Raw genomic sequence first — 22,146 nt, 5'->3', positions numbered from 1 at the left:
TTGTTATATTTGTAAAAACCAACCCAATGAAAACGTCATTCTACAAATTTTTAGCGCGGGTGAATAAGATCCTTCTACCCTCCTATACCAAAAAGAGATTAGATTTGGCTAAAGCTTCGAAATTACAACTAGCTATAATTGGCTGGCGTTATTTTGTAACCACGAACGCCCTAGATTAATATTGCAAAAGAGATTTCACTTCATAGCCTTGCAATTTCCCTCTACCATTTAAGAAACCCAGTTCGATCAAAAAATTGCACTGCACGATTTCCCCACCCATTTTTTCAACTAGCTTACAAACCGCTTTTGCCGTACCCCCTGTGGCTAATACGTCATCGTGTATTAAAATGCGTTCTCCTTTTGCAATAGCGTCTTCATGCATTTCTAAGACATCTTCACCATATTCCAAGGTATACACTTCACTAATGGTCTTATAGGGCAGTTTACCAGCCTTTCTTACCGGAACGAAACCGGCCTCTAATTTTGAAGCCAAAAGGGGCGCAAAGAAAAAGCCTCTACTTTCCATTCCTACGACCTTATCAATTCTTTGGTTTCCGATTAACTCGAACAAAGCATTTGTCACTTCCTTTAGGGCCTTAGCATCCTTTAATAGTGGAGTGATGTCTTTGAAAACGATGCCCTCTTTCGGGAAATCTGTGATATCGCGTATATACGTATTAAAATCCATTTCTTTTGTTCAGAGTTATTTTGGCGATAAAAGTAAAAAGAAATATATTTGCAGCCCCTTTTAGGGGAACTAAAGGCCTCGTGGCGCAACTGAATAGCGCATCTGATTACGGCTCAGAAGGTTACAGGTTTGAATCCTGTCGAGGTCACGAATAATCCACAAAAAAGTGGAAATACAAGCGAGTTTCTAAATGAAGCTCGCTTCTTTTTTGAAAAATAGCGCCGTATTTTCTTTTGTGGTTTTCAAAGCGGAGCTTTATCAGGAAAGATGTAATCAATCCTGTCGAGGTCACGAATAAACCACAAAAAAGTGGAAGTGCAAGCGAGTTTCTAAATGAAGCTCGCTTCTTTTTTGAAAAATAGCGCCGTATTTTCTTTTGTGGTTTTCAAAGCGGAGCTTTATCAGGAAAGATGTAATACCGTCGAGGTCACAGCAAGTAGAAAGTTCATCACCAAAATGATCGATTGTTTAATTTAGAGGAATGTCAAGAGTCATTTCGCTACTTTTTGGACTAAAATTCTAACTATTCATCGATTTTAAAATACCTATAAGGTAATTTTAGCGTTTTTAAGATTACATTGTAGCTGAAGCTAAAACGGTATGATTCGTGTACAACATTTGATATATCGATACCGATAAAACTAATTTTTCTATACGCCATCGCATGAGCAAATCAACAATGAACATTATAGGTAACAGTTTTGTGCTTATTATACTTTTGGTAAGTTTTTCTTGTGCTTCTGATGACCCAATAGTAGTAGACAACGAACCGGACGCAACCACTGGGGAACCAGAGCCTGAACCGGAGCCTGAACCAGAGCCCGAGCCCGAGCCTGAACCAGAACCCGAAATAAATAACCCGCCGTCGGACAATTTTGATCTTTCAAAATGGAAGATTAGTATTCCAACAGACAATGACGGCAGCGGTACTGCAGACGAGATTAAAGAACAAGAGTTAAATAACGGTTATCAAAACGCAACGTACTTTTATACGGCTGATGATGGGGGAATGGTTTTCAAGTGCTTTGTAGACGGTTTTAAAACTTCAGCCAATACCTCGTACACACGTACCGAACTGCGTGAAATGTTGCGTGCGGGAAATACAGATATTAGTACCCAAGGGGTTAATGGAAACAATTGGGTCTTTGGAAGCGCCCCAGAAAGCGATAAAAATGATGCCGCGGGGTACGATGGTGTGCTAAATGCCACCTTGGCCGTAAATTACGTAACTATCACAGGTAGTAGTAGTCAAATCGGTAGAGTCATTGTTGGTCAGATTCATGCCAACAACGATGAGCCTTTACGCATTTATTATCGAAAATTACCCAACAACGAATTAGGATCTATCTACATCGCCCACGAGGTAAATAATGGAGATGATACGTATTTTGAGATTATTGGAAGTAGATCTAGTTCTGCATCGAATCCTGAAGATGGCGTTGCTTTAGATGAGGTTTTTGGTTACCAAGTGAAAGTAATAGGAAACGATATGTGGGTAACCATTTCCCGTGAAGGCAAGGAAGATATTGAACAATATGTTGACATGAGCAGTAGTGGATATGACGAAGGCGGTCAATACATGTACTTTAAGGCAGGCGTATATAACCAGAATAACTCTGGTGACCCAGACGACTATACTCAGGCAACCTTTTATAGCCTATCGCAATCACATACCAACTAGTACCTAGGTTAACGATTTGACATATGAAATGCCTTTTTACTTCATTTAAATTGCGACATGAGATTTATTGTTCAAGGCATTGTCAAAAGACAATTGACATTTGACAATAATATCATCTCCGTGTATGTCCTATATTTTCAATGTTAAAAAACGCAGGAGTAATCCATCTATTGAGGTTATAGACTAAATTTATACCATGAAGGTGCTTTTTTCTAAAATGCTGGCGCTAGTCTTATTTCTTTCTTGTAATCCAAGTAGAACTATGGAAATTGCCTCGATCGACACCTCGATTCAAACTGAGGAAAATCAAGATGCCAGTGCACCAACAATTGACAGCACGCATGGCGATCAAGATACAGCGGCAATTAGTATTCTTTTTATAGGCAATAGTTTGACCTATTCTAATGATCTACCAAAACTGGTTTACGAATATGCCAAAGCCAAAGAAAAGGATATTAGTACCAAAATGGTGGCAGAACCCAATTATGCCATTATTGACCATCTTGACTTTGGGAATAAGGCAAAAAATGAAATTGAGTCAAAAAAATACGATTATGTTGTCGTGCAACAAGGGCCATCTTCTCAAAGCGAAGGAAGAAAACTCTTGTTTGAAGGAGCAGCACGCTTTGACGAAATTTGTAAAAAAAACGACGCCAAACTGGTAATTTTTATGGTTTGGCCTTCCCGTACCTATTATGACACATTTGATGATGTTATAAAAAACCATAAGGATGTCGCATCTGCGTATGATGCCATTTTATGCCCTGTTGGACAAATATGGAAAGCCCATTTCGATGCTACCAATGATTTTTCCTACTACGGATCAGATCAATTTCATCCCTCAGTAAAAGGTAGCACAGAAGCTGCCAGGATTATTTTTGATATACTTTTAAAATCTTCATAAGCTACTGCTTTTGATCAAATTCGAGAAACAATATCTTACAGGCGTTGTTAAGTATGCCAAATCAGAATTTTATGGCTCAGTAGCTAAAACACACATAAGCTTTTTAGCAGACAAGGGTATGCCGCTTTTTTTAGCTTTCCTGAGGTTATCGATTATTATTTTTAATGTGTACGGCACAACTCGGTTCATTCCTGACTAGCCTCAACTATTTTTAAATCAAACTCCCAACAATTTCAGTATCTTTTCCCTATAAAAATTCTATTGATAGATCAAAGAACTAAAAAATGAAACCGAACGGCGCATACCTCTTCCCTATTTTTATAACGCTGGTATTTTCCTTTTCTGGGCTTACGGCCCAATTGGCAACTCAGGCAGATAAATCCTATAAAAAAGAAATCAAGAAGCTCAGTGCTAATAATCAGATCCAAAAGGCTTTTGCAGTACTAGATGAAATTGACAGTCAGACTACAAAAGACTTAATCGTACTTACGGAAATAGAAGCACCGCCATTCAAAGAATCTAAAAGAGCAGCGGTCTTTAAGGCAATGCTAGATAAAACGGGAATTGATAAATCATGGATAGACGAAGTAGGTAACGTCATCGGTCTGAAAAAGGGTACAGATGGCAGTCGTGTAGTGGTGCTTGACGCACATCTAGATACGGTCTTTCCGGAGGGAACCGATGTGGTCGTGAAGCAAAAAGGAGACACCCTATATGCACCGGGTATCGGTGATGATACGAGAGGATTAGCCATGCTGCTTGCAATCGCAAAGGCAATGCAACGAGCCGAAATAAAACCACAAGCCGATATCTGGTTTGTAGGATCTGTGGGGGAAGAAGGTCTTGGAGATTTGCGCGGGGTTAAACATTTCTTTCGAAAAGGTGCACCTAAGATAGATTCTTGGATAGCTATTGATGGAGGTTCAGCTGGGCGGGTGAATACTGCAGGATTAGGCTCTACCCGTTACAAGGCCCTATTCAAAGGAAAAGGCGGGCATTCTTGGGGGGCATTCGGACTAGCGAATCCGCATCACGCTTTAGGTTTTGCGATTGGCCATTTCACTAAGGCGGCAAAAAAGTATACAGATAACGGTGCGAAAACAAGCTTTAACATCGGCAGAATTGGCGGGGGTACCTCGGTAAACTCCATTCCCTTTGAATCGTGGATGGAAGTTGATATGCGTTCTGTTGATGCCACCAGATTAGTTCAGATGGATAGTATTTTTAAAGCTTCGATGAACACCGCCGTAGAAGAATATAATGCCACGGGAGTGCATGATCAGATTGCACTTGAACTTATTAAAATTGGAGACCGTCCTTCGGGAGAATTGCCCCTTACTACTCCCCTTGTACAACGCGCCATAGCGGCTACCACATTTTTCGGGGAAACACCTAAATTGACCAGAGGGTCTACAAATGGCAATATCCCTATTGCTATGGGAATACCAGCTGTAACCTTAGGACGTGGAGGCAAAGGGGGTGGTGCTCATTCCTTAGGCGAATGGTGGATGAATGCAGATGGGGCAAAAGCGATCAAATTAGCCTTGCTGATAACCATGGCTGATGCCGGATTGAGCAAATAGCTATACCGCATAAATCTCCTCAATTTGCTTTTTAAACTTCTCACGAATAACCCTTCTTTTTAGCGAGAGTTTTGGGGTCAATTCGGCTTCAGCACCATCCTCATGAACTGGTAGCCATTGATTTGGAAGCAAACAAAACTTCTTAATTTGCTCGACATGGCTAAATTCTGGATTATACTTATTTACAATTTTTTGAAATCTCTTGATTACTTTTTTATGCGTGATAATTTCTTCCAAGCTCGTCCATGGAATGTCTTTCTTTGCACAATAACTCTTCAACGCCTCTTCTGCCGGAACGATAAGGGCAGAGACAAATTTTTGTTTGTCACCTATCACCATCATCTGCTCTACCAAAAACTCTTCCTTCACCCTATTTTCAATAGGAGCAGGAGCAACATACTTACCGCCAGAGGTCTTTAAAAGCTCCTTTTTTCTATCGGTAATTTTTAAAAATTGTTTGCCTCCCGGGCCACCAACCAATTTGCCGATATCACCTGTTCTAAACCATCTTTTACCGTCTATTTCGGTAAATACCTGTGCGTTAATTTCTGGTTTTTTGTAATACCCGAGCATCACGTTTGGTCCATGTGCTAAAACCTCGCCTTCACCCTCCTTATAGTCACCACCTTCACGATCGATCATAATTTCAACTCCTTCAATTGCGGGTCCTACCGTTCCTAATAGTACTCCATCAGCATCCATGGTATTTACCGTTAAGGTTGGAGAGGTTTCCGTGAGGCCGTATCCTTCTCGTATAGGAATACCGGCCGCGCAGAATACGCGCATGACTTTTACAGGGCAAGGGGCTGAACCGGTAACAACACCTTTTACCTGACCTCCCAAAGCTTCTCTCCATTTGCTAAAAATCAACTTATCTGCAATGCGCCATTTAAGTTTATTTACAAAAGATAAGTTTTGATTGATTTCGTAGTCATCAGTCAAGTTCAATGCCCAGAAAAAGAGCTTCCTTTTCGCTCCGTCTAAAGTCAAACCTTTGTTATAAATAGCTTCGTAAATTTTTTCAAGAAGTCGCGGCACCGTACTAAAAGTAGTTGGTTTTACTGCTGCCAAATCACCTTCAGGGCCACTTAAATTATCGGTTCCTGCAAAATATGCTCCGCATCCTTTATAGTAGTACACCATAGAAACCGCGCGTTCGAAAATGTGGCATAGCGGTAAAAAACTTAAAACATTATCACCGGTATCGGCAGCCATTAAAATAGAGGTTTCCTTTACCACATGCATAACATTGTCATGCGTTAACATTACACCCTTTGGGTTTCCTGTTGTACCAGAGGTGTATATTATCGTTAACAAATCTTCCCCTTTGATATCTTTTTTTATTTCTTCTACCTGTTCTGTATGTTCGGTGCTAAATATATCTTTCCAAAATGGTCTATCATCATGTTGGTCAAAAGTATAGATATGCTTTAAATCGGATACGTTTGGCTGTGCACCTGTAAGTTTAGCATATAAATCGCCACCACCGCAGAATGCAGCCTTTACCTCAGCCTCATTTAATATATATTCATACTCACCAATGCTGATTGTCGCGTATAAAGGAATACTAATCAGTCCTGCCATTTGAATGGCGAAGTCCATAATCACCCATTCAGGTCTGTTTTTATAGATGACCATGGCAACCTTATCACCCCGTTGCAAACCCAAACTTAGCAGACCAGAAGCAGCCTGCTCCGCAGCGTTTATTACTTCTTGTGAGCTATAACTTTGCCATTTGCCAGAGGCATCTCGTCCATTAAGGGAATTTTCTAGTGGATTTTTTTCAAGCTGGTGGTACAGCAAGTCAAAGAGTCTGGTCATAAGTTTGGTATTTTTTGATTAGGCTTTTAATGTACAAAAAATACGAAAGGTTTCCCTAAGGAAACCAAGTATATTCAGACTCACTCAAACATTAAACTCAAAAACTCTGCAGCGCAAGCAGGCTTTTCAGAACCTTCAATTTCAACAGTGCAGTTCCAGGTAATTTTCAATCCGGTATCACCGTAGTTCTCGATATTTGAAATACCTCCTACCAAGCGTAAGCGACTATCGACCAAAACCGGACTCGGAAAACGAACCTTATTCAAGCCATAATTCACCCCCATTTGTGCAGATTTTACCTGAATTAATTCTTCCAACATTTTAGAAAGTAAGGATACCGACATAAAGCCATGCGCTACTGGTTTTTTAAAGGGAGAGTATTTGGTTGCCTTTTCAACGTCTACATGAATCCATTGATAGTCTCCTGTTGCTTTTGCAAAATCGTTAATCATTTCTTGGGTAACGGTCATCCAATCGCCCTCAGGAAGGGGTTTTCCTTCCAATTCGCGAAACGCATTAAAATTTTCTACTACTAGCTTTGCCATAATTTTATCTTGAGGTTCCTCCATCAATTGTTAGACATATTCCAGAAACGAAACGTGCTTCATCAGAAGCCAAGTACAAGTACCCATAAGCGATATCAACAGGTTGTGCCACGGTTTTCAATGGAATACTGGCCTCAATTGCTGCAAAATGTTCTTTGGGAATTTTATCGACCATATCGGTCATCGTAAAACCAGGAGCAATAGCATTGGCCGTTATGCCATGTTTACCCAACTCCATGGTCCATGTTTTTGACATGGCAATAACTCCTGCTTTGGTAGCTGCATAATTCGTTTGACCAAAATTTCCGCGAAGACCCACATTCGAGGCGGCACTAACAATACGACCGTATTTGTTTGCTTTCATATACGGGGCAGCGGCCTGCGTACATAAAAACACCCCCTTCAAATTCACATCGATTACGGAGTCCCATTCCTCTTCGCTCATTTTTTCTAAGGTTCTGTCTCTAGTAATGCCGGCGTTATTGATAAGGATATCTAGTTTACCGTGTTTCGCATTTACCTCAGCAAAGAGTTTTTCAATAGCCGATTTATCGGTCACAGAAACGGAATGAAATTCTCCTTTTCCCCCTCTAGAATTGATTCCATCTGCGACCTCTTGCCCCTGCGGTAACAAATCAACAATGATTACGGTGGCTCCTTCTTTGGCAAACAATTCAGAAATGGCTTTTCCTATTCCGCGGGAGCCTCCTGTTACTACTGTAATTTTATTTTCTAGTCTCATTTTATATGGTTGATAGTTGTTCTTTAAATGAATAAATCGGTTCTATTCGAGTTTTTGCGTTATTGCCCTGCAACTCCACTCAGGGCGACACTCCTGTCTCTAATCTTTGGTATCTAGTCTCTCTCCAAAAATACTAAACCTTCACAATCAGTTTCCCCTTTACCTTTCTATTGGTCATTTCCTCCAAGGCTTTGGGCGTATCGGCCAAATCATAGATGGCGTGAATATGTGGTTTTAATTTTCCTGCTGCGTGCCATTTCATCAGTGTCATTGTATTCTCCATATTTGCCTTGGGATTTTTCATTGCAAAAGCACCCCAAAAAACGCCTACGACTGAAGCTCCTTTTAGCAAAGGAAGATTCAAGGGCATTTTAGGAATATCTCCAGCGGCAAAACCTACCACCAAAAATCTTCCGTTCCATGCCGTGCCTCGAAGGGCTGGTTCTGAATATGATCCTCCGACGGGGTCATAGACCACATCGACACCCTTGCCCTGAGTCAATTCTTTTATGGTCGCTTTTAAGTCTTGAGTTGTATAATTGATCGTTTCATCTGCGCCATACTCGGTACATAAGTCTAATTTTTCATCGGTTGACGCGGCCGCAATCACCTTGGCCCCCATTAACTTTCCTAACTCCACTGCTGCAAGTCCTACGCCCCCAGAAGCCCCCAAAACCAAAAGGGTTTCTCCTTCGGCCAAACGCCCTCTATCTTTTAACGCATGATAAGAAGTACCATAAGCCATGAGAAAAGATGCGGCTATCGGAAAATCCATCTGTGGAGGTTTTGGAAAACAGGCGTTTGAAGGCACCAAAACTTCTTCTGCCAGGGCACCATGTGCCACAAAACCAAAAACTTCTTGTCCGACCTTTAAGTGAGATACCCCTTCCCCTACTTCCTTTACAATTCCGGCTACATCACTGCCAGGTGTAAATGGTAAGTCGGGTTTAAACTGATACAAGCCTTGAATAATAAGGGTATCAGGAAAATTCAATCCACAGGCTTTTACTTCCACCAAAACCTCCTTGGACTTTGGCTTCAAATTTTCCACTTCCTCTAAAATAAGGGAAGACGGCGGACCGTATGCTTTGCATCGTATTGCTTTCATTTTTTAGTTTTTCGCTTATTCTTAAAGTAGGACTTGTCCGCTATATAGATTCGCTTTTTCACTTCACAGTAAACAACAGATTTATCCCTGTTGGTCAGGGTAGTAATCTTGGTGATTTCTGTCTCCTTATCAAGCGCAACTTTCTCCTTGATATCGTCAATCTCATTCTGGGTATATGTAAAATCTGCATACAAGTTTTCTTTTGCGGGGCGTTTAAAGAAAATCTCTGCAGATTTATCCCAAACCACATAATCGGTGTCTAACAGGTTCATTAGTTGCACCATTGGTATTGGATCTACAGCCGAAAACATACTTCCTCCAAAAATTGAATTCACATAGTTTCTGTTCTTATAACTTATGGGCAACTTAATCTGTATATTGAATAAATCCTCTGAAACAGCCAGTATCCTGCCCGTGCTCCTTCTATACATTGGTGATAGATTAAAACCGTACTTAAAAAGCTTTGCCTTTCCAATGTACTTTGAACCGACTTCCCCGATTTTTTGGTAAATAGACATTCTTTAATAAGGCTTTTATTTTAATTCAATTTTTTCAACACTAAAAAAATACAGCCGACCAGCTCCTCGGCGCTCCATTTCGCCCGTCTTGAAGGCAGCCGAAAGGCCTGAAACGATGGTCTCTCTCTACTAATCTTATACTGCTTAATCTTCAATCACCTTCAAAACTAATTTCCCCATTTTATCACCAGAGAAAAGTCGATTGTAGGTTTCTGGAAAGTTCTCTATACCCTCATACACATCTTCGCGGCTCTTTAGTTTTCCCGCGGCCATCCATCCGCCTAAAATTTGAGCCCCTTCTTTATATCGGTCTGCATAGTCAAAAACAACCATACCCGTCATACTGGCTCTGTTGACTAAGAGCGACAGATAGTTGCTCGGCCCTCTCATGGCTTTCTTGTTATTGTACTGCGAAATAGCACCACAAATTACAATACGGGCATGCATACGTAAGCGACCTAATGCAATATCAAGAATCTCCCCTCCTACATTATCAAAGTAGATGTCTAGTCCTTTAGGACATTCTTGTTTCAACCTTTCTTTTACATCTTCGTTTTTGTAATCAATACAGGCATCAAAACCTAATTCTTCAACAACATATTTACATTTCTCAGGGCCACCGGCAATGCCGACTACCTGACATCCCTTAATTTTGGCCACCTGCCCTACAATACTCCCCACGGCACCAGCAGCTCCGGAAACCAAAACGACATCACTTTCTTTGACTTTACCCACTTCAGTAATCCCAAAATAGGCCGTCATACCCGGCATTCCCAAAGTACCAATGTACATGGGCAAGGGTGCGAGCTTGGGGTCAACTTGATAATAACCTTTTCCGTCAGTTGCGATATACTGCTGTACGCCCGCATAGCCGGCAACAAAATCACCAACTTTGAATTCTGGATGATTTTTGGCTTCAATAACCTGCCCCACAGAACCTGCTCGCATCACGGAACCAATTTCCATGGGAGCTATATATGATTTTCCTTCGTTCATCCACCCTCGCATCGCCGGATCTAAGGATACATAATGTTGTTGAATTAATACTTCACCCTCTTTGATTTCAGGAATAGGATGCGTCTCTAACGACCAGGTAGAAGCATCAGCTTCGCCTTCAGGTCTTTTTACAAATAATAGTTGCTTGTTCATGTTTATATATCTATGTTCTATCTATACTTTCTTTTTATTCGAAAAACTCTCCACATAGGCCTTCATCTTGGCTCGTATTTCGGGCTTCCACCACAATTCGTTGGCCTCTTTAAGGGAATTCTCTGCTCGCAGATCTAACTTGTTAAAAAGGTGTTTACGGAGTTTAGCCTTGGTATTGACCAAAATTTCTTGGTCTGCTTGCATGTACTGAAGCATCTTAGTTTCGGCCCGCTCCAAAACGTTTTCTAAGGGTACTAATTCATCAACCAAACCGGCGGCCAAGGCCTCTTTTCCCGAAAGTAGTTTTCCCTCCATAATGTATCTACTGGCAAGCCCTTCACCCATCCAGAAGGCATATACTTCGGTCAAATTTTGGCTGATTTGAATGTTCACGGCGACTTCATTTAAACCAATAACATAGTTATCTCCATCGGCCATGTAACGATTGTCACAGGTAACGGCCAAAACACAACCTCCAGCAGGAGAATGTCCTGTGATGGCTGAAATAAAGGGTTTTTTAAACTGTACCAGTTCCAAATACAGTGCTCCAAAAGAGACAAAGAAATCGGTCATTTGAGTTTTGTCGTATTGAAATAGTTCTATCAAATCTAGTCCCGCAGAAAAATAATGCGGCTGTCCGGTTAGAATTACCCCCTTCACCTCAGGGTTCGCTTCCAGCTTTGCAAAAATATCCCGTAGGTCTTGTACCATCTCAAAATTGATGGCGTTCACTTTACCTCTGTTCATTTGAACTATGGCATAGGCTTCTTTATAGGTTACTTCTAATGTGTTCATAGCTTATAGTGACGTACCTCCGTCTAAGGTTAGTGTTTGACCCGTTACGAATTTTGAATTATCTGATGCCAGCCAGCAAATACCCTCGGCAATTTCGTTTGCTTCACCGAATCTTCGCATGGGAATATAGCGCTTTAAGATATCGCCCATATCGTCTCTAGTAGAAAGTAGTTGGTCTAATAGTGCCGAATGGGTATATCCCGGGCATACGGCATTTACTCGAATGTTCTTATGACCGTATTCCAAAGCTGCTGATTTGGTCATCCCCACTACCGCAAACTTGCTCGCGCTGTAGGAAAGATTATTACCAGAAGCCTTTAATCCGGCTAGGGAAGCAACGTTCACAATATTTCCATGCCCTTGCTTGGTCATTTGTCGAAGCGCTACCTGCATACAGTAAAAAACGCCCGTCTGATTTACCGCAATTACATTGTGCCAATCTTCATGGGTGTGTTCGGCGGTTTTTTTCTGATTTGCGCCACCGATACCCGCATTGTTGACTATGACATCAAGTCGGTCATGTGCTTTTACAGTATCGGTAACGAGCCGTTCTACTTCTTCAAATTTTGTGACATCCGTTTTGATCGCAATGGCTTTGCCTCCAGCAGCCGTAATTTCTTCGACTACTTGCTGCGCATTTTCCAAATTAATATCGGAGACTACAACCGTTGCGCCCTGCATTCCAAAAAGTTGGGCCGCGGCTGCACCGATGCCACTGCCGGCTCCTGTAATTACGACCACTTTATCTTTTAAATTCATATCGACTATTTTCTCAATTTAGGTTTTACAATGAATTAACCTTGAATCTTCCAAGGCCTGTGCTCTCAGATGTGAAGGATAGCCTTGCGATTGTATCATGCCTAAAAAATCAGCAATGGTATGGTACTTCACCAATAGTACTTTATCCCACATATCTTCATCTTCCGGACCGATAAGCATCATTTGGGGTTTTCCCATGTATAGTACCTCAGCCTTTGCTTTGGTAAAAAAGGGAGTCGCCGCCTTCATATAGTTTTTATAAGATGCAGCGCCCGTCAATCCTGTTTCAGGAACCTGGTCTTTAAATCTCAGCAAGTTCAACATCACCACAGGAGTATCCATAGGCAATTGCACAAATGCCTTAAATTGTTCTTGATTGATTTGCAAATGCGATTGCTTGTCCATAGCGCTTAAAATAAATTATCGATTTGGTTTTTCTGAATCGCTTGCCAAGCCGTATTACAACATAGCTCAGCAGCCTTGTTTAGGTAAGCAAACTTCGGGTCGCTGGTATGGCCATGCTTGTATCGGTAATAAATCTGTTGGGCAATGACCGCAATTTTGAATAATCCGTAGGCATAATAAAAGGTCAGATTATCTATGTTTCGTCCACTTTTTAGAGCGTATTGCTGTACGATTTCTGTTCGTGACGGATTGCCTTCCATGATGGTGGGAGATTGCAAACCCTGCTTCATAATATCGGGGTCTGAAGCCGTCGTCCAATACCCGAGGGAGGTTCCCAAATCCATAAGTGGGTCGCCGAGGGTACACATTTCCCAATCTAGAATCGCAGCGATTTCTTTCCAAGAATCATCCTTGAATACGACATTGTCATACTTAAAATCGTTGTGAATTAGGGTATGGTCGTAATGTTGGGGTTGGTTTCCTTGCATCCAGGCCATAACCTTTTCTGCCGCTGGCACATCATCAGTAGCTGCGGCCAAATACTGCTTGCCCCAATTGCTGACTTGACGCGCTACATAACCCTCTGGGCGGCCTAAATCTGCTAATCCTGCGGCTTTGTAATCGATCTTGTGAAAAGCCACAAAAGTATCAAGCCAAGTATTGGAGATGGTTTTGAATTCTTCAGGAGATACTTGCCGCTTATGTGCAGCCTTTGCTGTCAAAATTTCTCCTTCGACCTTGCTCATGATATAAAAGGGAGCCCCAATTATCGCCGAGTCTTCGGTATAGGCAAATGCTTTGGGGGTTTTATCAAAAACGGAATTTAAGTTATGGATTACCTTGTATTCCCTACCCATATCATGCCCTCTCTTAGGGGCAGCGAAAGGAGGGCGGCGTAAAACGTATTCGCTATCTTCAATTTGTAGTAGATAGGTAAGGTTTGAAAATCCATTAGCAAATTGAACAACAGATAGGGCACTATTGGTATCTGTAATCAAGTTGTTTTGCAGAAGGAATTTCTTGAGGTTGCCCTCGTTTAGCTCTTCGCCTTCTCGTACTGGTTTTGTGTTCCTATTTTCAACCATGGCTATCCTTGGGAATATCTTTTGATCACATTCTTCCCTAACTGACTCATATGCACCTCATCGGGGCCATCGGCCAATCTTAGCATTCTTCCGGCGGCGAAAAAATGAGCTAAAGGGGTATCACTGCTCACGCCTCTTCCTCCCATAATTTGCATCGCTCTGTCGACTACAGCTAAGGTCATATTGGGGGTCACAATCTTTATCATGGCAATCAAATCTTTGGCTTCTTTGTTACCAAGCCTATCCATCTTGTCTGCGGCAGACAATACCAGTAAACGGGTTTGTTCTATCTCACAAGCAGACTTTGCTATATCTTGGCGAATGCTACTATAGGTATCTAAAGTTCTTCCAAAGGGCGTTCGTTGAGTGGTGCGCTCCGACATCAACTCCAAAGAACGTTGTGCCATACCAATCAATCGCATACAATGGTGAATTCTACCCGGCCCTAATCTGCCTTGAGCAATAGCGAATCCTTGACCTTCGCCTACCAATAAATTTTCTTTGGGTACACGAACATTATCTAATATGATTTCGGCATGCCCTTCTGGAGAATCATTATAACCGAAAACGGTCAATGGTCTTACGATTTGTAAACCCGGCGTGTCCATCGGAACCAATATCATACTCTGCTGCAGATGTCGGGGAGCGTCGAAATCGGTTTTTCCCATGACGATGGCAATCTTGCAATTTGGGTCCATCGCACCAGAAGACCACCACTTTGTACCCTTAATGACATAGGCATCGCCGTCTAGCTGAATAGAAGTTTCAATATTCGTAGCATCTGAAGAGGCCACATCAGGCTCGGTCATTAAGAAGGCCGAACGAATATCTCCATTCATTAAAGGTTTTAACCATTGCTCTTGTTGCTCTGGTGTACCATATTTTGCAAGCACTTCCATATTACCCGTATCAGGAGCGCTGCAATTAAAGATTTCTGAAGACCATAGTATACGACCCATGATTTCGGCTAAGGGCGCATATTCAAGATTCGTCAAACCGGGACTCAAATCGCCATATGTTTTTGGAAGAAAAAGATTCCATAAGCCAGCATCTTTAGCCTTTTGTTTTAATCGTTCAAGACCTGGCCATCTTTTCCAGGCGTTGGCAGGGTCGCTATGAAAGGCCTCCACCTCTTCTTCTTTTGGGCTAACATATTCTGCAACAAATTGCTTTAGCTTTTCTTGAAGGGCCAGTGATTTTTCTGTGTATTGGAAGTTCATGGGTGCGCTTTTATTAATTGAATTTTTGTAATTCTAGGTACTCGACTCGGCCAGTTTTATGACAATCGAAAGACCAGAAGTACCCTAATTTGCTATTTCAAGCTTAGCCTGAAATCAGATATCCACCATCAGCAGCATACACGCCTCCTGTCATGTATGAGCCAGCATCGGAAGCTAGAAGCATCACCACTCCTGCCATTTCATCGGGATCTGCCATTCTACTTAATGGTACCATTTGCTCATAGCCCGCAATCAACTTTTCATTAGACCACAACGCTTCGCTAAATTTAGTTTTTATCAGGCCGGGGCAGACTACGTTGGAGCGTATTCCACTTCTTCCCCATTCTTTTGCCTGATTCTTAGTAAGCATTATCAAGGCCGATTTAGTCACGCTGTATAAGCCCAATCGAAAACCAGGATGTACCCCCTCAACAGAAGCGATATTGATGATGCTTCCACCACCTTGTTCTTTCATATGTGGATGTACCAAATTCGAAAGCAACCAGGGGGCTTTTACATTGACATTCATAATCTTATCAAAGACTTCCTCATTTGAGGTTTCTAAGGGGCCATAAAAAGGGTTGATAGCAGCGTTATTCACCAAAATATCAATTCGGCCATACTTCTCCATCGTTTTTGCAACAAGTGCTTGGCGTTGTTCGCTGTGGCCAATGTGACAAGCGATACCTACTGCTTCCAGTCCGGCTTTATTGAATTCGACAGCTACCGCATCTACCGCCTCTTGTTTTCGACTGCTGACCACCACTTTGGCGCCGTTTTCAGCCAAGCCTTTTGCGATGGATAAACCTATTCCTTTACTAGAACCGGTTACGATGGCCACCTTTCCGGTAAGGTCGAATTTTTGTTTGATGTTGCTCATATGTTTAGTTGCTCGTTGTTAGTTATTAAGTCGCTCTGTGCCTAGTGGAACCGCTCCAAGCGAGTTGTCTTTCGATTGCGCTAAGAATGACGTTCGCGTTATGCAAAAACCTCCTTATCGGTACCAATAGTCAAGGCCTTCCTATTATCCATCAAGATTTCAGCCAGGCCAGTTGTTTTCGGCAGCTCGTATTTGAAATAGAACTCCATGGCATGAATTTTACTTTCGTAGAAATCGGTGCTATGTTCTTTGCTTCCAGTTACCAGGGCTTCCTGAGCTGTTCTTCCGATATCTAACCATAACCAGCTCAACACAATTGTGCTAAAGAATTCCATAAAAGGAGTTGCATCTGCCAAAAAGCGCTGGTAATCTCCTTTCATTGCGAAGCCCATTAGCGATTGCAATACTTCCTGTGTCAATTGCAGCTTTGCTCCTAATTTTTTAGCATAGGGTGTAAGAGACTCATGTGCCATACTCGCTTTTATGGTATTTTTAATTTCTTCGGATAAGAGTTGTAAGGCCTTCCCGTTTTCCATGGTAATCTTTCTGCCCAACAAATCTTGCGACTGTATTCCTGTTGTACCTTCATAAATGGCCGATATACGGATATCTCTTAAATACTGTTGTAATATGTATTCGGAACAGAAACCATAGCCCCCTAAAACCTGAACGCCATTATTTACTGATGTAATTCCCGCTTCTGACGGATACGTTTTTACAACAGGCGTCATGATTTCCAATAACAAGCGATACCGCTCACGCTCCTCGGCCGCTGCACTTGCTATCGAAAGATCATGATATTTGGCGGTCAGAAGCACCAAACTTTGAGAACCTTCGGTAATTACTTTCTGTAGTAACAGCATGCGTCGTACGTCGGGGTGATTGATTATCAAGGTCTGTTCTTGATTTGCATCTTTCTTACCTGTGCTGGTCAGTTGACGTCCTTGCGGTCTTTCGTTCGCATAGTTCAAAGAGGCCTGATAGGCTGCAGAGGCAATCGCCGCTGCCCCTCTACCTACTCCAATTCGTGCGCCATTCATCATCAGGAACATGTATTTTAATCCCTGATTAGCTTCACCTACAAGCCAACCTTGGCAATCCTCTTTATCGCCAAAAAATAAGTGGGTGGTGCAATAGCCTTTTTGTCCCATCTTTTCAAAATCGGCAACCGTGGTTACATCATTGCGTTCTAAACCCCCGTCAGCGGTGGGCCTGTTTTTAGGCACCACAAATAAGGATATGCCTTTCGTACCTGCTGGTGCGCCTTTAATACGAGCTAAAACCAAATGCACGATATTTTCGGCACCCTGGTAATCGCCTCCGGAAATAAATATTTTCTGTCCGTGAATTTTATAGGCATCGCCATCGGGAGTTGCGGCAGTCACTATATCGGATAGCGAACTCCCCGCTTGCGGTTCGGTCAAACACATGGTACCCCCCCATTGCCCCGTTAGCATATTGGGTAGATAGGTATCTTTCAATTCTTGATTGGCAAAATGGGCAATCAGTTCTGCAGAGCCAATCGTCAAACCAATATAGCCAGGTAAATGGTTATTGGCAGCATCTTGAATAAACGTAGCCGCGTGTAAGGCCATGGCCGGCATTTGCATGCCTCCATCTTCATAGGAAAACGGACTGGCAATCAAACCCATTTCACCACCTGCAGCCATGAACTTATTCACTTGCGGATGCACAACAATCTCCCCATCTTTGAAATGAGCAGGCTTCTCATCCATCTCACGGAAGTAGGGAAACAATTCTTTATCAGAAAAGTCTTTTACTGAATTCAATAATAACTCTATAGAGTCTTTATCGTAGTCTGCATAACGTTCTTGGTCAAGTACCTCTTGCAGGCCTTGTACATTGTACAACAAGAATTTAAGTGTTTCTAAATCTACATATTGATTTGCCATAGGAGTATTTTTTTTAAGGAGCTTCAAGGTAATCGAAATTTTGCCCAAATTCATTAAACTGGTTTAATAAAGCTGTTAAAGACAATGGATTTTTATTCTGATAAAGAAGATGGGTTTACCCGCGCTATTACTCGCCTCCTTTAACTCCATTGAAGTGGTTTCTGCCGACAGCTTCGATACGTATTTCAAGCATTTTACTATCTTCCCCTAGGAATCACCAAACTGTATATAGCATACCATACATTAAAACAAAACATCATGGACATCCTAAAAGCAGCCACCGATTGGGCCAAAGCCGAACTTTTTTCAACCCCATTTTTCATACTATTTGGCGTTGTATTTATGGCGGCAAGTTTAGGGTTTTGGCAGTTAGGCAAAACTGATATGGCAAGAGCTTACATCATACCCACTTTGGTAGCAGGTGCTTTGTTGTTGACCATAGGGCTCGGCTTATTTTTTACCAATAAGGCAAGAATTACAGCTTTTGAAACTGCCTTTCAGGCGGATGCGGCTGCCTTTGTAACCTCAGAAATTGCACGCGCCGAAAGCACTTTAAAAGAATACAAAACCATAGTTTTCAAGGCCATTCCGATTATCATTATTGCAGCCGCTTTGCTCATCCTTTTTAGCAACACCCCAACTTGGCGAGCCATTGGCATCACAACGATTGCCATGATGGTAGTCATTTTATTAATTGACGGAACCGCTCATGCAAGAATTGAAGCCTACAAAAAACTATTGGACGCGGCGCATATTCACTTTAATTCTTAGTTTGATTTGAGCTTACAACATCAATGCTTATCGCCCACCCTTTCTCTTCGCTACCTTCACCACAAGGTGGTTTGTACAGACATGTACCCAGTATGAGGCTGGGTGAGGAATTTGCGAGGGAAGCATCTATATGAAATTTAAAAAAGAAGACTTTATGAAAAATAGTAGTTCGCACTCATTCCTATTAATACTAATCATTTGCATCTTTGGTAGCGGGTTTATCTCCTGTAAATTTTCAAAAGAAAAGGAGAATAGTAATGCTTCTTCAAAAGAAGTAACCGCTTCAAAGGTTCTTCAAAACGCAATACATCACGCCGGAACAAAGGAAAAATGGCAAAACATAGCCACTTTAGCCTATACAAAAAAATCAAGGTTACTTTTAGAGAATGGCGATATTGAATCTGAAGTAACACAGCGCCACCACTATCAATTACGGCCTAATAAAAGCATCAAAATAAGATGGGTCGTAGATAAGGACAGCTTTTTAATTATACACAATGATTCCGTTTCTCAAAAGTTTAAAAATGGAAGTATGATTGATGAGGGTGCTTCTATTAAAACAACGGTGAACAGTGCTCTTTATGTTATAGGCATGCCTTTCAAACTTCTAGATAAAGGTACAGTCCTTAGCTATGAAGGGTTACAAACGCTAAATACTATCGACACCGTGCATACCATTAATGCAACCTATGAACCAAAGAAACACCAAAATCATTCTACTCAAGACGAATGGTGGTATCATTTCGACAAGAATACAGGCGCTTTTTTAAGCTCTATGGTATATCACGAGCCCACCTATGCCTTAATAGAAAATGAATCCACTATAGAGCAAGACGGGCTGATCTTTCCAGAAAGGCGAAAAAGCTACAGGTGCGATGAATTTGGAAAAAAAATTTTCTTAAGGGCCGAATTCTGGTATAACGATTATGCTATTAAATTTCTAGATGACTGAACTAGTACCTTTGCTAGTGCTGGTATCCTCCTGCACCACAGAAGTAGTTTTGGCTGAAGACCGTTGAAGCGTAACGTTAGAGAGCAATTGTGCAGGTGCTGGTCTCTGAACATTTCACTATATTCCCTTAGAAATCACCACCACGCTATTTAACATGAAAAAAATCCTGCTTACAGGAGCAACGGGGGCTATAGGTTTGGAAGTGCTCCAACAATTAGATGCTGCTGATAAACTTCATGGTGTTTCGGTATTTGTCCGAGATTCGAGGCATACCAAACGAGTTTTAAAACCCTTTGGCGATAAAATCAAGGTGCTATATGGTGACATTACGAATCGAGATAATGTTCAACAGGCGGTGCAACTTCAAGATGTTGTCATTCACCTTGCCGCGGTAATACCAACGGTTGAAAACACTAACGATGCCTTGGTGCATAAGGTAAATGTTCTTGGTACCGAAAATTTGGTCAACAGTATGGAAGCGGAATGCCCTGATGCAATGCTATTGTATAGTTCATCAATCGCCATTTACGGCGATCGTCTAAAAGACCCTGATATTCGCGCTAGCGATCCACACAAAGGTTTGGCCCATGATACCTATGCGCGAACAAAAGTGGAAGCTGAAAGACTCATTAAATCAAGCCAATTGAATTGGAGTATTTTTCGACTAACGGCCATCATGGGTATTGGTAACCACAAGCTTTCCAAATTGATGTTTCATATGCCTTTAGAGACGCCCATGGAAATTTGCACCCTTCGCGATACGGCAAGAGCCTTTGTGAATGCTATAGACCACAAAGAAGCATTGACGGGCCGGGTTCTTAATTTGGGTGGTGGAGCCCCCTGCCGAATTAACTATTTCGATTTCTTGTCCAAGGCATTTAATGCCTTCGGTTTGGGAAAGGTGAACTTTCCTAGCTATGCTTTTGCAGCTCAAAACTTCCATTGCGGGCATTTTGTGGATGGAGACGAGATGGAAGAAATTCTTCAGTTTCGATCTGATGATATTGCATCTTATTTCAAACGCTTTGAGGCCTCAGTACCGAAGGTACAGCGGTCTCTTACCCGTCCATTTGCTGGAATAGTGAAGTGGTTTTTGCTTCAACTATCTGAACCCTATAAAGCCTACAAAAAAGGTGATCACGAGCGAATTCAATTTTTCTTTGGTACTATTGTGGAATGAATTTGGAAAACTTCACCCAACTCAATTACATCTGGATGGGAATTGCCGTCATCACTTTCGTATCGCTGCTGCTGTTTCGTATTCGCGCTCCCTACGGTCGCCATGCTAATGACAAGTGGGGGAAGATGATTTCCAATCACTGGGGTTGGTTTTGGATGGAACTCCCCGCTTTTCTTCTTTTTCCCTTATTGGTACTTGTTGGTCCCCGTGAAAAAGACTGGTTCACCTGGCTGCTCGTTGCCCTTTGGACCTTCCACTACGTTAATCGAACCCTGATTTTTCCTTTTCGATTGCGAACCCGCGGAAAGAAAATGCCGCTGACCATCGTTTTTAGTGCGCTCTTCTTTAATGGCGTGAATGGTTTTTTAAACGGTTATTACTTGGGGTATTTAGCCCCTGAAGACCCATCTAGATTCAGTATCAACATGCTAATTGGACTCTTGTTATACTTTGGTGGTACCTATATTAATCGTGGTACTGATGCTCGACTGATCGCACTACGAAACGGAAAAGAAGGCTACGTCATTCCCCAAGGATGGTTGTTCAAATGGATATCGTGCCCCAATCACTTCGGTGAAATTATAGAATGGATTGGTTTTGCCATAATCGCTTGGAATTTACCAGCCCTAAGCTTCGCAGTATGGACCATTTGTAACCTGGTACCCAGAGCCCTGAACCATCACGCCTGGTACCATGAGAATTTTAAGGATTATCCGAAAAAACGAAAGGCTGTGCTGCCTTGGTTTTGGTGATTAGCCTTATAAGTTCTTTATTATTTATTAACTTAGGGCAACAACATAAACCCTTCGAGATATGCCAACCACCACCCCTGAACACGACAGACGTGTGGCCGAAATGAAATTCTTTTCAGTGTACCCGCACTATGTTGATAAAGTAAAAAAGAAAGGAAGAACCCTAGCCGAATTACACGAAGTCATCGAATGGCTTACTGGTTTTGATGAGAAAAAAATACAAGAATTGATTGACGAAAAAGTAAGCTTTAAAACCTTTTTTGAAAGAGCCACATTGAATCCAAATGCGGAGCTTATTAAAGGGGTCATCTGCGGTTATCGTATTGAAGACATCGAAACGCCCTTAACCAAACAGTGTCGCTATTTAGATAAGTTGATTGAGGAATTAGCGAGGGGAAGAAAGATGGACAAGATATTGAGGGTTCCTAAATAAAACAATGTCGAACAACTAAACTTACGTTTTACAAGTTCTTACCCAAGCGCTTTCTAATTTTTTGATAATCAACTTGACAGGCAAGAAGTCCTCCCGCAATCCCTCCGTAGAAGGGATGTTAAGTACTACCTATTTTTGAAGCGCTAAACTTTTCTTAATCTCTTTCTGATTTTTGGTAAGTCTGCTGGGGTCAATCCAAAATCGGAGGCAAACAAATACCGCCACTATAATTCATCAAGAACTTGATGGTTACTTATTTTTT

At 41.8% G+C, this 22,146-nt stretch carries 23 protein-coding genes and 1 tRNA gene; 10 read left to right on the top strand and 14 right to left on the bottom strand.

Annotated features, from left to right (window positions below):
- Positions 1-26 precede the first annotated feature (26 nt).
- The gene (locus tag ABJN95_RS19065) at positions 27-179 is read left to right on the top strand and encodes an SsrA-binding protein (protein WP_348372810.1); all 153 of its coding nucleotides are present in this window, start codon (positions 27-29) and stop codon (positions 177-179) included.
- Here ABJN95_RS19065 and ABJN95_RS19060 read toward each other — a convergent pair.
- Positions 176-688, bottom strand: a complete 513-nt coding sequence (locus ABJN95_RS19060) for an adenine phosphoribosyltransferase (RefSeq protein WP_348372809.1) — start codon at positions 686-688, stop codon at positions 176-178. The genes ABJN95_RS19065 and ABJN95_RS19060 overlap by 4 nt on opposite strands.
- Before the next feature lie 74 nt (positions 689-762).
- Between ABJN95_RS19060 and ABJN95_RS19055 the strand changes: the two genes are divergently transcribed.
- From ABJN95_RS19055 to ABJN95_RS19040, 4 genes are all read left to right on the top strand, one after another.
- A tRNA-Arg gene (locus ABJN95_RS19055) sits at positions 763-836 on the top strand.
- A gap of 516 nt (positions 837-1,352) precedes the next feature.
- Positions 1,353-2,369: a polysaccharide lyase family 7 protein gene (locus tag ABJN95_RS19050; protein ID WP_348372807.1), complete on the top strand. Its 1,017-nt coding sequence runs from the start codon at positions 1,353-1,355 to the stop codon at positions 2,367-2,369.
- 196 nt (positions 2,370-2,565) lie between these two features.
- Entirely contained in the window at positions 2,566-3,273 is a 708-nt protein-coding gene (locus ABJN95_RS19045) for an SGNH/GDSL hydrolase family protein (RefSeq protein WP_348372805.1), read from the top strand.
- A gap of 284 nt (positions 3,274-3,557) precedes the next feature.
- On the top strand, positions 3,558-4,856 hold the full coding sequence (locus ABJN95_RS19040) for a M20/M25/M40 family metallo-hydrolase (protein ID WP_348372804.1): 1,299 nt from the start codon (positions 3,558-3,560) through the stop codon (positions 4,854-4,856).
- On the opposite strand, the gene ABJN95_RS19035 is transcribed toward ABJN95_RS19040, so the two are convergent.
- The 13 genes from ABJN95_RS19035 to ABJN95_RS18975 form a co-directional block, all read right to left on the bottom strand.
- Positions 4,857-6,677: a long-chain fatty acid--CoA ligase gene (locus tag ABJN95_RS19035; RefSeq protein WP_348372802.1), complete on the bottom strand. Its 1,821-nt coding sequence runs from the start codon at positions 6,675-6,677 to the stop codon at positions 4,857-4,859.
- Positions 6,678-6,757: 80 nt separating this feature from the next.
- Complete coding sequence (locus ABJN95_RS19030) at positions 6,758-7,222, bottom strand: MaoC family dehydratase (protein WP_348372800.1); 465 nt, start codon at positions 7,220-7,222, stop codon at positions 6,758-6,760.
- A gap of 4 nt (positions 7,223-7,226) precedes the next feature.
- On the bottom strand, positions 7,227-7,964 hold the full coding sequence (fabG, locus tag ABJN95_RS19025; RefSeq protein ID WP_348372798.1) for a 3-oxoacyl-ACP reductase FabG: 738 nt from the start codon (positions 7,962-7,964) through the stop codon (positions 7,227-7,229).
- A 133-nt stretch (positions 7,965-8,097) separates the two neighbouring features.
- Positions 8,098-9,072, bottom strand: a complete 975-nt coding sequence (locus ABJN95_RS19020) for an NADPH:quinone oxidoreductase family protein (RefSeq protein ID WP_348372797.1) — start codon at positions 9,070-9,072, stop codon at positions 8,098-8,100.
- Entirely contained in the window at positions 9,069-9,590 is a 522-nt protein-coding gene (locus ABJN95_RS19015) for a DUF4442 domain-containing protein (protein ID WP_348372795.1), read from the bottom strand. Before ABJN95_RS19015 ends, ABJN95_RS19020 begins: the two co-directional genes overlap by 4 nt.
- A gap of 144 nt (positions 9,591-9,734) precedes the next feature.
- Positions 9,735-10,739 (bottom strand): NADP-dependent oxidoreductase, encoded by a 1,005-nt coding sequence (locus ABJN95_RS19010; protein ID WP_348372794.1) that lies wholly within the window; start codon positions 10,737-10,739, stop codon positions 9,735-9,737.
- A 21-nt stretch (positions 10,740-10,760) separates the two neighbouring features.
- A complete protein-coding gene (locus ABJN95_RS19005; protein WP_348372791.1) occupies positions 10,761-11,534 on the bottom strand; it encodes an enoyl-CoA hydratase/isomerase family protein in 774 nt (257 codons plus the stop codon).
- 3 nt (positions 11,535-11,537) lie between these two features.
- Positions 11,538-12,293 carry an SDR family NAD(P)-dependent oxidoreductase gene (locus ABJN95_RS19000; protein ID WP_348372789.1) on the bottom strand — a complete coding sequence of 252 codons (756 nt, stop codon included), beginning with the start codon at positions 12,291-12,293 and terminating at the stop codon, positions 11,538-11,540.
- A gap of 18 nt (positions 12,294-12,311) precedes the next feature.
- On the bottom strand, positions 12,312-12,698 hold the full coding sequence (locus tag ABJN95_RS18995) for a hypothetical protein (RefSeq protein WP_348372787.1): 387 nt from the start codon (positions 12,696-12,698) through the stop codon (positions 12,312-12,314).
- 5 nt (positions 12,699-12,703) lie between these two features.
- On the bottom strand, positions 12,704-13,783 hold the full coding sequence (locus tag ABJN95_RS18990; RefSeq protein WP_348372785.1) for a phosphotransferase family protein: 1,080 nt from the start codon (positions 13,781-13,783) through the stop codon (positions 12,704-12,706).
- A gap of 2 nt (positions 13,784-13,785) precedes the next feature.
- The gene (locus ABJN95_RS18985) at positions 13,786-15,003 is read right to left on the bottom strand and encodes an acyl-CoA dehydrogenase family protein (protein WP_348372784.1); all 1,218 of its coding nucleotides are present in this window, start codon (positions 15,001-15,003) and stop codon (positions 13,786-13,788) included.
- Positions 15,004-15,106: 103 nt separating this feature from the next.
- Entirely contained in the window at positions 15,107-15,883 is a 777-nt protein-coding gene (locus tag ABJN95_RS18980) for a glucose 1-dehydrogenase (protein WP_348372782.1), read from the bottom strand.
- Positions 15,884-15,981: 98 nt separating this feature from the next.
- A complete protein-coding gene (locus ABJN95_RS18975; protein ID WP_348372781.1) occupies positions 15,982-17,796 on the bottom strand; it encodes an acyl-CoA dehydrogenase in 1,815 nt (604 codons plus the stop codon).
- Between the two features lie 258 nt (positions 17,797-18,054).
- Between ABJN95_RS18975 and ABJN95_RS18970 the strand changes: the two genes are divergently transcribed.
- The 5 genes from ABJN95_RS18970 (at position 18,055) to ABJN95_RS18950 (ending at position 21,884) form a co-directional block, all read left to right on the top strand.
- Positions 18,055-18,567, top strand: coding sequence for a hypothetical protein (locus ABJN95_RS18970; RefSeq protein ID WP_348372779.1), 513 nt, complete (start codon positions 18,055-18,057; stop codon positions 18,565-18,567).
- Positions 18,568-18,721: 154 nt separating this feature from the next.
- Positions 18,722-19,519, top strand: a complete 798-nt coding sequence (locus tag ABJN95_RS18965; RefSeq protein ID WP_348372777.1) for a hypothetical protein — start codon at positions 18,722-18,724, stop codon at positions 19,517-19,519.
- 154 nt (positions 19,520-19,673) lie between these two features.
- On the top strand, positions 19,674-20,699 hold the full coding sequence (locus ABJN95_RS18960) for an NAD(P)-dependent oxidoreductase (RefSeq protein ID WP_348372775.1): 1,026 nt from the start codon (positions 19,674-19,676) through the stop codon (positions 20,697-20,699).
- Positions 20,696-21,451, top strand: a complete 756-nt coding sequence (locus tag ABJN95_RS18955) for a DUF1295 domain-containing protein (RefSeq protein WP_348372773.1) — start codon at positions 20,696-20,698, stop codon at positions 21,449-21,451. Before ABJN95_RS18960 ends, ABJN95_RS18955 begins: the two co-directional genes overlap by 4 nt.
- A 61-nt stretch (positions 21,452-21,512) precedes the next feature.
- Entirely contained in the window at positions 21,513-21,884 is a 372-nt protein-coding gene (locus ABJN95_RS18950) for a DUF2200 domain-containing protein (RefSeq protein WP_348372771.1), read from the top strand.
- Positions 21,885-22,146: the final 262 nt, after the last annotated feature.

Origin of the sequence: Maribacter sp. (assembly GCF_039974175.1) — a bacterium.
Lineage (GTDB): Bacteria > Bacteroidota > Bacteroidia > Flavobacteriales > Flavobacteriaceae > Maribacter_C.
Note: the sequence above shows the minus strand (reverse complement) of the source record. Positions and strands in the feature narration are given on the sequence as shown.

What these genes read in the sequence shown, in the direction of transcription:
- ABJN95_RS18990 (WP_348372785.1), bottom strand. Translation starts at nt 13,783, where the DNA reads ATGGTTGAAAATAGGAACACAAAACCAGTACGAGAAGGCGAAGAGCTA.
- ABJN95_RS19000 (WP_348372789.1), bottom strand. Translation starts at nt 12,293, where the DNA reads ATGAATTTAAAAGATAAAGTGGTCGTAATTACAGGAGCCGGCAGTGGC.
- ABJN95_RS19060 (WP_348372809.1), bottom strand. Translation starts at nt 688, where the DNA reads ATGGATTTTAATACGTATATACGCGATATCACAGATTTCCCGAAAGAG.
- ABJN95_RS18950 (WP_348372771.1), top strand. Translation starts at nt 21,513, where the DNA reads ATGCCAACCACCACCCCTGAACACGACAGACGTGTGGCCGAAATGAAA.
- ABJN95_RS19040 (WP_348372804.1), top strand. Translation starts at nt 3,558, where the DNA reads ATGAAACCGAACGGCGCATACCTCTTCCCTATTTTTATAACGCTGGTA.
- fabG (WP_348372798.1), bottom strand. Translation starts at nt 7,964, where the DNA reads ATGAGACTAGAAAATAAAATTACAGTAGTAACAGGAGGCTCCCGCGGA.
- ABJN95_RS19050 (WP_348372807.1), top strand. Translation starts at nt 1,353, where the DNA reads ATGAGCAAATCAACAATGAACATTATAGGTAACAGTTTTGTGCTTATT.
- ABJN95_RS18975 (WP_348372781.1), bottom strand. Translation starts at nt 17,796, where the DNA reads ATGGCAAATCAATATGTAGATTTAGAAACACTTAAATTCTTGTTGTAC.
- ABJN95_RS19020 (WP_348372797.1), bottom strand. Translation starts at nt 9,072, where the DNA reads ATGAAAGCAATACGATGCAAAGCATACGGTCCGCCGTCTTCCCTTATT.
- ABJN95_RS18985 (WP_348372784.1), bottom strand. Translation starts at nt 15,003, where the DNA reads ATGAACTTCCAATACACAGAAAAATCACTGGCCCTTCAAGAAAAGCTA.
- ABJN95_RS18960 (WP_348372775.1), top strand. Translation starts at nt 19,674, where the DNA reads ATGAAAAAAATCCTGCTTACAGGAGCAACGGGGGCTATAGGTTTGGAA.
- ABJN95_RS18980 (WP_348372782.1), bottom strand. Translation starts at nt 15,883, where the DNA reads ATGAGCAACATCAAACAAAAATTCGACCTTACCGGAAAGGTGGCCATC.
- ABJN95_RS19030 (WP_348372800.1), bottom strand. Translation starts at nt 7,222, where the DNA reads ATGGCAAAGCTAGTAGTAGAAAATTTTAATGCGTTTCGCGAATTGGAA.
- ABJN95_RS19005 (WP_348372791.1), bottom strand. Translation starts at nt 11,534, where the DNA reads ATGAACACATTAGAAGTAACCTATAAAGAAGCCTATGCCATAGTTCAA.
- ABJN95_RS18955 (WP_348372773.1), top strand. Translation starts at nt 20,696, where the DNA reads ATGAATTTGGAAAACTTCACCCAACTCAATTACATCTGGATGGGAATT.
- ABJN95_RS18995 (WP_348372787.1), bottom strand. Translation starts at nt 12,698, where the DNA reads ATGGACAAGCAATCGCATTTGCAAATCAATCAAGAACAATTTAAGGCA.
- ABJN95_RS18970 (WP_348372779.1), top strand. Translation starts at nt 18,055, where the DNA reads ATGGACATCCTAAAAGCAGCCACCGATTGGGCCAAAGCCGAACTTTTT.
- ABJN95_RS18965 (WP_348372777.1), top strand. Translation starts at nt 18,722, where the DNA reads ATGAAAAATAGTAGTTCGCACTCATTCCTATTAATACTAATCATTTGC.
- ABJN95_RS19035 (WP_348372802.1), bottom strand. Translation starts at nt 6,677, where the DNA reads ATGACCAGACTCTTTGACTTGCTGTACCACCAGCTTGAAAAAAATCCA.
- ABJN95_RS19045 (WP_348372805.1), top strand. Translation starts at nt 2,566, where the DNA reads ATGAAGGTGCTTTTTTCTAAAATGCTGGCGCTAGTCTTATTTCTTTCT.
- ABJN95_RS19015 (WP_348372795.1), bottom strand. Translation starts at nt 9,590, where the DNA reads ATGTCTATTTACCAAAAAATCGGGGAAGTCGGTTCAAAGTACATTGGA.
- ABJN95_RS19010 (WP_348372794.1), bottom strand. Translation starts at nt 10,739, where the DNA reads ATGAACAAGCAACTATTATTTGTAAAAAGACCTGAAGGCGAAGCTGAT.
- ABJN95_RS19065 (WP_348372810.1), top strand. Translation starts at nt 27, where the DNA reads ATGAAAACGTCATTCTACAAATTTTTAGCGCGGGTGAATAAGATCCTT.